The sequence below is a fragment of the Aquirufa antheringensis genome, from assembly GCF_004307425.1.
Classification (GTDB): Bacteria; Bacteroidota; Bacteroidia; order Cytophagales; family Spirosomataceae; genus Aquirufa; species Aquirufa antheringensis.
Map to the genome: position 1 here is coordinate 70,264 of NZ_SEWZ01000005.1, position 12,486 is coordinate 82,749.

10 protein-coding genes are annotated in these 12,486 nt (G+C 42.3%); 6 read left to right on the forward strand and 4 right to left on the reverse strand.

Translation table 11 applies throughout. The annotated features are described in order from the left end of the window. Window positions 1-1,509, reverse strand: coding sequence for a serine hydrolase domain-containing protein (locus tag EWU21_RS11045; RefSeq protein ID WP_130897027.1), 1,509 nt, complete (start codon window positions 1,507-1,509; stop codon window positions 1-3). Window positions 1,510-1,546: 37 nt separating this feature from the next. Here EWU21_RS11045 and EWU21_RS11050 point away from each other — a divergent pair, with 37 nt between their 5' ends. Beyond that, window positions 1,547-2,896 (forward strand): ATP-binding cassette domain-containing protein, encoded by a 1,350-nt coding sequence (locus EWU21_RS11050; protein WP_201738110.1) that lies wholly within the window; start codon window positions 1,547-1,549, stop codon window positions 2,894-2,896. Here the strand turns inward: EWU21_RS11050 and EWU21_RS11055 are convergent. Beyond that, entirely contained in the window at window positions 2,882-4,099 is a 1,218-nt protein-coding gene (locus EWU21_RS11055) for a M24 family metallopeptidase (protein WP_130897028.1), read from the reverse strand. The genes EWU21_RS11050 and EWU21_RS11055 overlap by 15 nt on opposite strands. Before the next feature lie 74 nt (window positions 4,100-4,173). Here EWU21_RS11055 and EWU21_RS11060 point away from each other — a divergent pair, with 74 nt between their 5' ends. Next, complete coding sequence (locus EWU21_RS11060) at window positions 4,174-5,151, forward strand: glycosyltransferase family 9 protein (RefSeq protein WP_130897029.1); 978 nt, start codon at window positions 4,174-4,176, stop codon at window positions 5,149-5,151. Here EWU21_RS11060 and EWU21_RS11065 read toward each other — a convergent pair. Continuing rightward, a complete protein-coding gene (locus EWU21_RS11065; protein ID WP_130897030.1) occupies window positions 5,148-5,699 on the reverse strand; it encodes an acyl-CoA thioesterase in 552 nt (183 codons plus the stop codon). The genes EWU21_RS11060 and EWU21_RS11065 overlap by 4 nt on opposite strands. 3 nt (window positions 5,700-5,702) lie before the next feature. After that, complete coding sequence (gene cobA, locus EWU21_RS11070; RefSeq protein ID WP_130897031.1) at window positions 5,703-6,464, reverse strand: uroporphyrinogen-III C-methyltransferase; 762 nt, start codon at window positions 6,462-6,464, stop codon at window positions 5,703-5,705. Between the two features lie 385 nt (window positions 6,465-6,849). Here cobA and nirB point away from each other — a divergent pair, with 385 nt between their 5' ends. Genes nirB through EWU21_RS11090 form a run of 4 tightly spaced genes read left to right on the forward strand, consistent with a single transcriptional unit; the run spans window position 6,850 to window position 12,485 of the window. Beyond that, window positions 6,850-9,345 (forward strand): nitrite reductase large subunit NirB, encoded by a 2,496-nt coding sequence (gene nirB / locus EWU21_RS11075; protein ID WP_130897032.1) that lies wholly within the window; start codon window positions 6,850-6,852, stop codon window positions 9,343-9,345. A gap of 6 nt (window positions 9,346-9,351) precedes the next feature. Further along, the gene (gene nirD, locus EWU21_RS11080) at window positions 9,352-9,708 is read left to right on the forward strand and encodes a nitrite reductase small subunit NirD (protein WP_130897033.1); all 357 of its coding nucleotides are present in this window, start codon (window positions 9,352-9,354) and stop codon (window positions 9,706-9,708) included. Continuing rightward, window positions 9,698-11,185: an alginate export family protein gene (locus EWU21_RS11085; protein ID WP_130897034.1), complete on the forward strand. Its 1,488-nt coding sequence runs from the start codon at window positions 9,698-9,700 to the stop codon at window positions 11,183-11,185. Before nirD ends, EWU21_RS11085 begins: the two co-directional genes overlap by 11 nt. Window positions 11,186-11,204: 19 nt before the next feature. Further along, entirely contained in the window at window positions 11,205-12,485 is a 1,281-nt protein-coding gene (locus EWU21_RS11090) for a NarK family nitrate/nitrite MFS transporter (RefSeq protein ID WP_130897035.1), read from the forward strand. Window position 12,486 lies beyond the last annotated feature (1 nt).

Consider the following 12,486-nt stretch of genomic DNA (forward strand, 5'->3'; position numbering starts at 1 on the left):
CTATTTCCGTTGTGGGATCTTGATTTCGTTTTGGGGTTCAAATGAATTGACCACGGATACTTGATCGCCTTTCAGCATAATCGTCCAGTGGTGTGGACTTTCGAAATACAATAAGGTGATCTCCAGCGTCTCCGCATCAATCCATCGATACGATCCAGCGTAATCAAATGGGGCTTTTTTGGCTAAGTCAACTCTGGCAGCTCTCAACATGTAAGGGCCCACTAGGTTTGACTTTCCTGTAGCCCAAGAACCTTGAGCCAGTTTAAATTCGTGCTGTGTGGAATCTTTAGTTGTGATGGTTAACGTTCCTTTTGAATCGACCTTGAATTGGCGGAAATCCAGTGGGTTAGTTCCTAATAAATAGCTTTTCGTAGGCAAAGCCGCTTGTAGGCTAGAAACCGGTGCTTTAATTTGTCTGCTAGCATTAAATGCGGCTAGCGCTTTTAACCCGGAAGGATTAGAAGGAAGGGCTTTCGCTTGAAACGCTGGCAATAAGTTTTTCCAAACCTGGTTCAAATCATCAGGCAAATCCTGGGATTCTGACGTGATAATAAGCACAGCATCTTGCGCTGGCATCATCAAAATATACTGACCATAGGCTCCGTCGCCTCTAAATGCCCCGTTTCTAGAACGCCAAAATTGGTAGCCATAGCCCTGCAACCAATCCGCATATTGTCCATTAGCCTTTTTATCTTCGCTCGCATCCGGTTCTTGGTCGATGTGTTTGCTTGTGGCTTCTTCCACCCAGGCTGCTGGCAAAACCTGCTTGCCTTCGAATTTACCTTTGTTTAGATACAATAAACCGAGTTTGGCCATATCTTCTGTCTTCACACGAATGCCCCAGCCGCCCACATTGATGCCTTTTTGGTCTGATTCCCAGTCGATGCCGCTGATGTGCAATGGGTCTAATAATCGTGGTTTTAAATAGTCCAAAGTCGTCATGCCCGTCACTTTTTGGATAATCGCAGACAACATATAGGTGGCTAACGTATTGTATAAAAACTTAGTACCGGGTTTGTGCGCGATAGGGTAGTCCAAAAATCCGCGAACCCAGTCTGGTGAAAAGACGATCACACTGCGTAGAGGCTCTTTTTCGTGACCAGCAGACATGGTTAAGAGGTCTTGTACGCGTAGGTCGGCTAGAAAGGGTTTGTCTTTCAAATCAGCATGTTCTGGAAAAAAAGAAAGGACTTTATCTTGTACCGTCAGACGCTTTTCAGCCACGGCGAAGCCGATGGCGGTGGAGGTCCAGCTTTTGGAAACACTATACATCGTATGTTTTTTATCGGCTGCATAGGGCTTCCACCATGCCTCAGAAATCACTTTTCCGTGGCGAATCAGCATATAGGAGTGTAATTCGTGTTTGTCCGAGGAATAGCCCTCGATGAATTTGATGATAGCTTCGGAAGACACGCCTTCTGCTTCTGGCGTACTGTGTGGTAGAGATTGGGCAAGGATAGTAAAACTACACAGGAACAAGAGTCCGGAGAGGAATGAGGCTTTTTTCATCGAATAGGTTTATTTTTGTTAAAAATAGGAAATATTCTTGGATAATTGCCTCGCTAAAATTTCGGACGTTTCGGTCTCCCTTGGAGCTAAACCCGTCGTCTCATCGATCTCTTTTCAGATTTTATCTGGCCAAAAAACGGCCATCGTAGGACCGATGGGATCAGGGAAGACCTCTTTGGCAAAAGCCTTAGCCGGACGATTGTTTAGAACGGGCGAGGTCTTTTTTTCTTCTCGAAATCCGGAAAAAAGAGCCTATGTCATGCTCGTAGAGCAACAGCATCAATTTAAGAATCGCAGTAACCTCTCTGAATTTTATTTACAACAGCGTTTTAATTCTTCGGATTGCGAGGATGCCTATACGGTGGAGGAGGAATTAGCTGGATTGGCATTAGGGGATTGGGTCTCGGTTTTTGAATTAGAAAGCCTATTGAAGCGCCCCTTAATTCAATTGTCCAATGGCGAGAACAAACGCCTGCAAATTGTTAAATCATTAGCTTACCAGCCAGATTGGTTGATTTTGGACAATCCCTATGTGGGTCTGGATGTAAATGGCCGGGAAATTCTCACCAAAGGATTAGTATCGCTTGACTCGAAAGGCATCCAATTCATCCTCGTTTCTTCGCCTGGCGATGTGCCTGATTTCATTAATCAGGTGATTGAATTGCCATTGTCACAAGAATCTGCCATGAAACCAGAGCCTTTGCTGCGACCATTAGATTCATTCGAAACAGCCGTTAAGATGGAAAAGGTGCAGATAAAATACGGAACGAAGACGATCTTACGTGATTTCAGCTGGAAAGTAAATAGGGGAGAGCGTTGGGCCATCAAAGGTCCGAACGGGGCTGGGAAGTCTACGTTGATTAGTTTAATTACGGCAGATAATCCGCAGGCTTATTCACAGAATATCATCTTGTTTGACCGAAAGCGTGGATCAGGAGAAAGTATTTGGGATATTAAACGCAAAATTGGGTATTTGAGTCCGGAGTTGCATTTGTATTTTAAGGAGGGCGGTTCTTGCTTTTCGGTGGTGGCCTCCGGTTTGTTTGATACACTTGGGTTGTTTAAGCGCTTAACCGAGGAGCAATCGGATCAAGTAAATCATTGGATGCAAGTAATGGGCATCGCTCATTTGAAAGAGAGATCATTCTTGCAGATTTCGGGTGGGGAACAGCGTATGGTATTGATTACGCGTGCTTTGGTTAAGAATCCAGAACTCTTGATACTCGACGAGCCAAGTCAAGGACTAGACCGTGTTCAAACAGAGCACCTAAAGTCGGTGCTTGATTATTTAGCAGAAAAATCAGACATGACCTTATTATACGTCAGTCATTATGAGCGTGATATTCCGTCTTGTGTGAATCAGGTGTTGGAATTAAAACGGCTCTGAGATCGATTTGCTTGGATTTGAAAACCATTTAGGGCCATCTGCCGTCATATAGGCACAATCCTCTAAACGTACGCCAAATTCCCCGGGAATCGCAATCGTCGGTTCAATACTAAAGCACATGCCTATTTCTAGTGGCGCCTTGTTTCCTTTGACCATATTACCCCATTCGTGTCCACTCATTCCGATCCCGTGACCGGTACGATGCGGAAGACCCGGTAATTTATAATCTGGGCCAAAGCCTGCGTCAATCAATACTTTCCGCGCGGCAAAATCTACGTTTTCCGCCGGCGCTCCTAATTTAGCGGCCTCAAAACCCGCTTGTTGCGCCTTTTTCTCTAGATCCCAGATCTGTTTTTGCTTCACGCTAGGCTCCCCAAAAACAACGGTTCTTGTTATATCCGACTCATATCCTCCCACGCTGCAACCGCAATCTAACATCACCACATCGCCTGATTTCAAAATCTGTTTTCTCGAACTTCCGTGAGGAAACGAAGTAGCCACCCCAAAAGTCACCGACGCAAAACCGTGCATCGCACCTTGCTCTGCGTGAGCTTGGGCAATCTTCTGTGAGATTTGACGAGGTGTACACCCGATCGATAAAGCTGCAATTCCGGCCTGAATCGCCTTAACCGTCGCATCATTCGCTTTTTGCATCAAGGAAATCTCAGCGGAAGATTTGATTATTCTACAAGGAATGGTGATGGGATCTGCGCTCACGAATTGAAAGCTAGCGTCTGATTTACGCAATCCATCGAAGATGAAGAAACGACAGAATTCGTCGATACCTATTTGGCCCTTTTCAATTCCAATACCCTTTAAGACACAAGTGGTCAAAGCAAAAGGATTCTCATCTTCCTCCCAGATCGAAACCTTAGTTCCAGCTGGAGCCATCTCTAGAAACCGATCTTCCTCAAAAGCCGGGCAAATAAAATTAATTTCACCTTTCACTGGAATGACCGCTAACATCGACCGCTCCGACGGATGCCAACTGATGCCCGTGAAATAATTCATGTTAATCCCTGCATCTAAAATAATGGCCTGAATCTGCTTCTCCGCCATCAATTTCTGAGCCTTTGCCACGCGCATCTTACGTTCTTCCGCATTGATGGGTGTAAATTCGATAGGCGTTAAAGCCGGAATGGAGGATTTTAAAGATAGGGTAGAAGCCAAGAGGCCCCCTTTAATGAAGTTTCTACGTTGCATAGCTAAATTTAAAATAAAACATTTAGAATAGAAATTCTCCCGGGATGAATTAACTTTAAATTCAGAATTTACCTATGCGGCTACTTTTTATTCGTTTCTCGGCCATTGGCGACATCGTTTTAGCTTCTCCGGCCTTGCGTTGTGCGAAGCAGCAGATTCCCGGTGTGGAGATTCATTTCTTGACGAAGAAGTCGATGAAAGCCGTCTCTGAAGCGAATCCTTACGTGGACCAGTTTCATTATTTTGACAAAGATCTTTCTGCCACCATCCAGGAATTAAAGGCCTACAAATTCGATTACATCATCGATCTACACAAGAATCTGCGCAGTTTGCGGATTCGCCTGGCTTTAGGGGTTCCCTATTTATCGTACAATAAGTTAAGTATAGAGAAGTTTTTGTTAACCAAATTCCACGTGAATAAAATGGCCGATCGCCACATTTCCTTGCGCAGTGTGGATGCTCTAGCGCCATTAAGGGTTGTCTACGATGGAAAAGGTTTGGACTATTTTGTGCCATCTGAAGTAAAAGAGCCCACTTTTTTCCCAGAAGGTTATGTGGCTTTAGTCATTGGTGCTTCGTATGCTACCAAGAAATTGCCTTTGGATTCATTACAGGCGTTGTGTGCACAGATTCCGCATCCGATTGTATTAATAGGAGGTAAGGAGGAAAAGGAAGAGGGCGATGCATTGGCATTAGTGGACCCATCGCGAATTGTAAATACCTGTGGCATTTATTCTTTGCATGAATCTGCTTTGATGGTTGCCAAAGCCCGTGTCGTCATCTCACACGATACCGGATTGTTATACATTGCTTGTGCCTTTGAAAAGAATGTAATCGCGATCTGGGGAGCTACTTCCCCCGCTTTGCAAGTGGAGCCTTTGATGCCGGTTGATTCAAAAGCGCAGGTTTTTCAATCCATCGTCCCAGATTTAAGTTGTCAGCCTTGTTCGAATTTTGGTACGAAGACTTGTCCTAAAGGACATTTTGCGTGTATGAAAAAACAGGATTTGCCGGAGATTGTAAGGCAAGTGGAGAAAATGTGGAGGGATTAAGACAGGAAACATTTGTCGGTTTCTTGGCATTCTTGACGTAGATCTTGTATTAATTGATCCTTAACTGCACTTTTTAATAAATCTCTTTTTTCTAAGGAAAGTTTTCGGATGATTTTTCCTTTGCAATAACGGCGTAATTGATTGTCTGTTTCCAGTCGTAGCCCAGGTACGGCCGTGAGATTTCCTTCTGAATCTTTCGCTGCCATTGTAAAATAACAGGAGTTAGTGTGGCGAACAATACCCTCGGTGGGCTTAAAGGATTCAACTCGCATTCCCACAATCATGGTAGTTTTACCTACAAAAATAACAGAGGCTTTGATTGTTACTAGTTCGCCCACTTCGACTGCCTGCTTAAATTCTACTCCTTCAACAGCTACTGTCACGCAGTATTGTCCACTGTGCTTCGAGGCGCAAATAAAGGCGACTTTATCCATTAAGGACAGCAGAATGCCGCCATGGATTTTACCGCCAAAATTAGCGTAACTAGGAATCATTAATTCCGTATACTCTGTTTCGGAATCAAGTGCACTTTTTTGTAAGGTTTGCATTATTTAAGTGGTTATGTATTGATTTTCAATAAGTTGTTTGATTTTTTCTGGGTGAAGAGCAACCACTTCACCAATTAAAATAATAGCAGGATTGCTTATTGTAGCGGCTTCGCATCGGAAGACAATATCTTTAACTGTCCCAAATACCTTTTTTTCATCAGGTCTAGTTCCATTTTGAATAATGGCTACGGGCGTATCTTGTTTCCCGTTTTGGCAGAATAAATCCATAATGGTTTCTAGCTTACTCATTGCCATCAAAATAACGACTGTCGCGGATGATCGAGCAGCCCATTGGATGTCCTCTGAAATTTCTCCGTTTGCTTTTGTTCCAGTTGTAACCCAAAAGCTTTCATTAATACCTCTGCAGGTCAATGGGATGCGATTAGTTGCTGCAACAGCTAAGGCACTCGAGATACCTGGTATAATCTCGATGTTCATTCCAACAGATTCCGCCGCTTCAATTTCTTCTTGCGCTCTTCCAAATACAAAAGGATCTCCTCCTTTTAATCGAACAACCCGTTTGTGTAAGTATCCAAGCTCAACAATTCGATCATTGATTTCCTGTTGCGATAAATAGTGGCACCCAAATCGTTTGCCTACAAATTCTAAGTGGCATCCTGGTTTAGCATAATTTAATAGATCTACATTCGCTAGCGCATCATACAAAATAGCGTCTGCTTGCTCAAGTGCGCGGATTGCTTTTAGTGTGATCATTTCTGGATCTCCTGGTCCTGCTCCCACGAGGTATAAGCATGATTTTTTCATGTGGGTCCGATTAGGTTTTCTTAGTATTATTCAATTTTTAATCAGCCTATTTTTGGCTAGCTTCTGTAAATCTATACATCTAGGTTTAGATTTTATAGTAAATTCTGATTTTTTTTGAAAAACTAATTTTTTTAGGTTGAAAAATTACAAAGAATTAGATTAAAATTTGAAAATTTCGCAAAAATAGGTTTGAAATTTAACCAAATAAATTTGTTTTTAAAATTTTAGAATTTAATATTTGTTCCATAATCAAGCAATAGAATGCATTTTTAAAAGTAAAATAAGATTTCATCTGTTCGAATTGGAACTGTATTTAGCTTAATTTTATTTTTCTGATTTTAATTTATATTGGAAAAATGCAATTTTTTTAACATAATCAAGCAATATGAAAATTATCATCGTAGGTAATGGTATGGTGGGCTACAAGTTTTGTGAAAAATTAGTGGCCAAATCAGAGGTACATTTAGATCTTACTGTTTTTGGTGAAGAAATTCGACCTGCTTATGACAGAGTTCATCTAAGTGAGTTTTTTAGCGGCAAATCGGCTGAAGATCTTCAACTCGCACCTACTTCTTGGTACACAGAACAGGGTATCGTATTAATTGTGGGAGATCCTATTTTAGCCATTAACCGAAAGGAAAAAACGGTAAGTTCACACAGTGGTCTTACCATGGCCTACGATTACCTTGTATTAGCTACGGGTTCTTCTGCCTTTGTTCCTCCCATTCCGGGTGTCGAAAAAGAGGGTGTTTTTATTTATCGTACGATTGAGGACCTTGAAATGATGCAAGCGTGGGCACCTAAGGCGAAAACAGGTGCTGTCATTGGTGGTGGTTTGCTAGGATTAGAAGCAGCGAAAGCGATGATTGACCTAGGCGTGACAAATACACATGTGATTGAATTTGCGCCACGACTCATGCCTCGGCAAATTGATGATGCAGGTTCATCTGTTTTAAAATCAAAGTTAGAAACACTTGGGCTTTCCATTCATACTTCTAAAAATACAACTGAAATCGTAGGTGAATCAGCGATTTCGGGTATGCGCTTTCAAGATGAAAGTACATTGAACGTGGATATGTTAGTTATTTCGGCTGGAATTAAACCTCGAGATGAATTAGCAATTGCGGCTCAACTTAACGTAGGACCTAGGGGAGGAATTGTCGTAAATCAACAAATGTTTACTTCCGATCCGGCCATTTTAGCTATCGGTGAGTGTGCCTTATTTGAAGGAATGATTTTTGGCTTAGTAGCACCAGGATATGAAATGGCCGAAGTTGCTGTTGCTTCGATTTTAGGTACCGAAAAAGTGTTTTTAGGCTTTGATATGAGTACTAAATTGAAGCTAATTGGCGTAGATGTGGCAAGTTTTGGTGATCCATTTATTGCGGGATCAGAGGCGCGCTCTATTGTTTTTGAAGATAAAAATAAGGGTATCTACAAACGAATTAATATCAGTAAGGATGGCAAGGAGTTGTTAGGAGGTATTTTGATTGGAGATGCTGAACAATATAATTTGTTGTTACAAACCTGTAAAAATAAAGTAGTGTTGCCGCCTAATCCAGAGGATGTGATTTTAGGATCTCGCGGAGGAGAATCTGATGGAGGAGCTGGTGTGACAAGTTTGCCAGATGAAGCTGTTATATGCAGCTGTGAAGCCGTAACAAAAGGAGAAATTTGTGGTCATGTGATTGATGGAGCCGTTTCTATTGAAGAGATTAAGAAATGTACTAAGGCGGGGACGGGTTGTGGAGGTTGTGTTCCTATGGTCAAAGATTTAGTCAATTATACCCTCAAATCGCAGGGGATTTATGTGCGTAATGTCATTTGTGAACACTTTGCGTACAGCAGACAAGAATTATTAGATTTAGTGCGTTTGCAGGATCTCCGTTCCTATGATGCGGTGTTGACCGCGCACGGAAATGGGGATGGATGTGAAACTTGTAAGCCATTGGTCTCTTCCATTTTAGCGAGTCTTTGGAATGAATTAATTTTAGACAAAGGGAATGACACTGCACAGGATAGTAATGATAGGTTCTTAGCGAACATCCAAAAAGGGGGGACTTATTCTGTAGTCCCTCGTATTCCCGGCGGAGAAATTACGCCTGATAAATTGATTGTTATCGGTCAGGTCGCCAAAGAATTTAATTTATACACTAAAATCACGGGTGGTCAACGAATTGATTTGTTCGGAGCGCATTTATCTGATTTGCCAATAATCTGGGAGCAGTTAATTGCTGCAGGTTTTGAAAGTGGTCATGCCTATGGAAAAGCGTTAAGGACTGTAAAAAGTTGTGTTGGAAGTACCTGGTGCCGCTTTGGACTACATGATTCAGTTTCTTTTGCAATACAAATAGAAGAACGCTACCGCGGAATTCGAGCACCCCATAAAATTAAAGGGGGTGTTTCTGGCTGTATACGCGAATGTGCTGAGGCTCAGAGCAAAGACTTTGGTATTATTGCAACTGAGAAAGGCTGGAACCTTCATGTTTGTGGTAATGGGGGGTCTAAACCACAACATGCATTATTATTAGCGAGTGACCTTGATAGCGAAACGTGCATTCGGTTCATTGATCGCTTTTTGATGTTTTACATCAAAACGGCGGATCCACTTACGCGAACTGCCACTTGGTTAAATAAATTGGATGGCGGCATGGATTATCTCCGGAACGTGGTGGTGAACGATAGTCTCGGAATCGGGTCAGAGCTTGAGTCAGAGATGCAAAGTCTCGTAGATAATTATGTCTGTGAATGGAAGGCAGCCGTAGAAAATCCGGAGTTTAGAAAGCGCTTTAGCCATTTTGTTAATGCGCCGGAAGAAAAAGACCCCACTGTACAATTTGATGAATTACGTTATCAAAAAAAGGCGCAAGCCTGGAAATAATAAGCCATGGTAGAAACAACAAAACAACATTGGATACTCGCGTGTCCCACACATGATGTACCTGAGAATGGTGGCGTATGTGTAAAAGTAGGAGACCAACAAATTGCTATCTTTAATTTTACCCGTAGAGGCGAGTGGTACGCCACCCAAAATGAATGTCCCCACCGTCATCAAATGGCCTTAAGTAGAGGGATGATCGGATCAGCAGGAGAAGAGCCCAAAGTGGCCTGTCCCTTTCACAAGAAAACTTTTTCCCTCAAATCAGGGGAATGCCTCAGCGGAGACGAATGCTCCATTGCGACTTATCCTGTCGAAGTTCGGGAAGGTAATGTATTTCTCTTAATTGATTCTCATGAACTATAAATACCTATCACTTATTTTATTGTTCGCAAGCCAGGCTTTCGGACAATTAACGTGGTCAGGCCAAATACGCACTCGCTCGGAATACCGAGACGGAGCCGGAATTCTTCGTCTCAATACGTATGACCCAGCCCTTTTTATTTCGCAACGAACTCGTTTGACGAGTGCCTATAAAAGTAGTCGAGTGCAATTTCAAACTTCCATACAAGATGTACGCGTTTGGGGTCAGGATGCATCAACTATTTCAGCGGCGGATGGTGTTCGTTTAGGTGTTCATGAAGCCTGGACTGAAATCAGTTTAGTAAATAAAAAGGATACAATTTTGCCAGGTTTTGTGGAGTACTTAGGTATTAAGTTAGGAAGGCAAGAATTGATGTATGATGATTCACGTATTTTGGGGAATCTGGATTGGTTGCAGCAAGGCCGTCGACATGATGCACTGGTTTTGAAACTGATTAATAAAGGCTGGAGAGTGGATTTGGGAATGGCATATAATCAAAATACGGATGCTTTTCAAACAGACGGAAGCTATTATGTGCCTGGTAATGTTCTTCCGTATGTGAAAGATAGCAAGGGGAATTTAGTAGCCGTTCCCGCAGGAATTATTCCTTTGGTAGGAGTTACTGGTTTATCAGCGAAGAACGGTGTCGCTAGTCTGGTAAATCCTCCGTCGACGAATGCTTTGGGCCAAAATTACAAATCGATGCAATTTTTGTACCTCTCAAAAAACGTAGGTAAAGCGAAATGGTCTGGAGTCATTTTGAGTGATCAATTTGGAGCTTATAGTCTAGATTCCACTCGGAATATAGCGGGTAAAGATACGGCTTATGTATTTGGACGTCGCTACCATTCTACGGTGTTGAATGCGCGTTGGACAATAGGATCGAACTTCTCTGCACCTTTGGCAAAAGCTTGGAATTTTAATGGAGCCATTTATTACCAAACAGGCAAGGATAAAGACGGCCTTCTTTTAGATGCCTTTACTTCTTCGTTAGCCATTACCTATCAACCTAGGAATATAGCCTATACGTTTGGTTGGGATGTTGTTTCTGGAAATGATGCCTTTTCGAGTTCGAAAACCAACCATCGATTTGATCCCTTGTATGGGACGCCACATAAGTTTTGGGGATTGATGGATTACTTCTATGCAGGAACGGGTTCCCCGGCAGGAGGGTTGTCTGATTTGTATCTAAAATCAAAGTATGTTGCTAAAAATAAACGATTCAGTTCAGGGATGGATCTGCATTATTTTGCGTTGGAGGCGGATCAAAAGGCCCAAGATGGTCAAAAAATTAACCCCTTCTTAGGTATCGAACTAGACTGGGTTAGCACCTATGTGCTGAACAAGTTTAGTATGCTTGAAATGGGTTTTTCTGTGATGCAAGCAAGCGATTCGATGGAATCGGCTAAGGGATTTAGTCCCGGCACCACTCAAAAACAAGCTTCATGGGCTTACCTACAACTCAATATTCTATTATAATCCACTTAAATAAAATCTAATGAAGAACAATCTGCCGCTCGAAAAATTAAACATTTTCTCCTTCCGTGGGGTACAAATGCGTACGTTTCATATTACTTGGATGACCTTTTTTGTTTGTTTCTTTGGTTGGTTTGGACTAGCGCCATTGATGCCTACAATTAAAGAAACTTTGCATTTGACTAAACCACAAATTGGGAATATTATTATTGCTTCCGTTTCAGGAACCATTATTGCTCGGTTATTGATTGGTCGCTTGTGCGATACTTGGGGACCTCGGAAGACCTATACGGCTTTACTAATAGTGGGGGCGATTCCTGTAATGTGCGTTGGACTCGCTGAAAGTTACAGTAGTTTCCTTTTGTTTCGCCTAGCAATCAGTATCGTGGGAGCTTCTTTTGTGATCACTCAATTTCATACGTCAATGATGTTCTCGCCTGCCATCAAAGGTACAGCGAATGCTGTTGCCGGTGGATGGGGTAATTTAGGTGGAGGAATCACGAATATGTTAATGCCCGTTGTATTTACGGCAATTGTTGGTTTTGGTTATGTCAAAGCTGACGCTTGGCGTTATGCGATGATTCTTCCCGGCGTGATGATGCTACTAATGGCCTTTGTATATTTCAAATTTACGAAAGATACACCTGCTGGCAATTATGATGAAATTGATCGTGATGTACAATTGAAGTCAAAAACGGATTTTACGGTATTGAAAGATTGGCGTGTTTGGGCCTTGGCTTTGGCATATGCTGTTTGTTTTGGTATGGAAATTACGTTTGATAATGTGGCAGCCTTACATTTTGTGCAAGAATACAACTTAACCCAAAGCAGCGCTGGCTTTTGGGCTGGAGCATTTGGTTTTATGAACATCTTTGCGCGTGCCTTGGGAGGTATTTTTGCCGATCGAGTAGGTCGCTCCTATGGTATGCGTGGCAAGGGTTTGCTATTAGCTTCGGTTTTATTGTTAGAGGGTGTCGGCCTATTACTTTTTGCCAATGCAGGTAATTTACCTTTAGCAATCCTATCGATGATCACTTTTGCATTATTTTTAAAAATGGCAAACGGGGCAACTTATGCCATTACTCCGTTTGTCAATACGAAAAATGTTGGTTTTGTGAGCGGAGTGGTAGGTGCAGGTGGAAATGTGGGTGGTATGTTATTTGGATTCTTATTTAAGAGCGAAAGTATTACCTATATGCAAGCCTTCGGTTATATTGGTATGATAGTAATTGCCGTATCCGCCATCATTTTTGTTACTCGATTTAGCGAAGCAAAAAAAGCGCTTGAATTAACGGTTGCCTAAT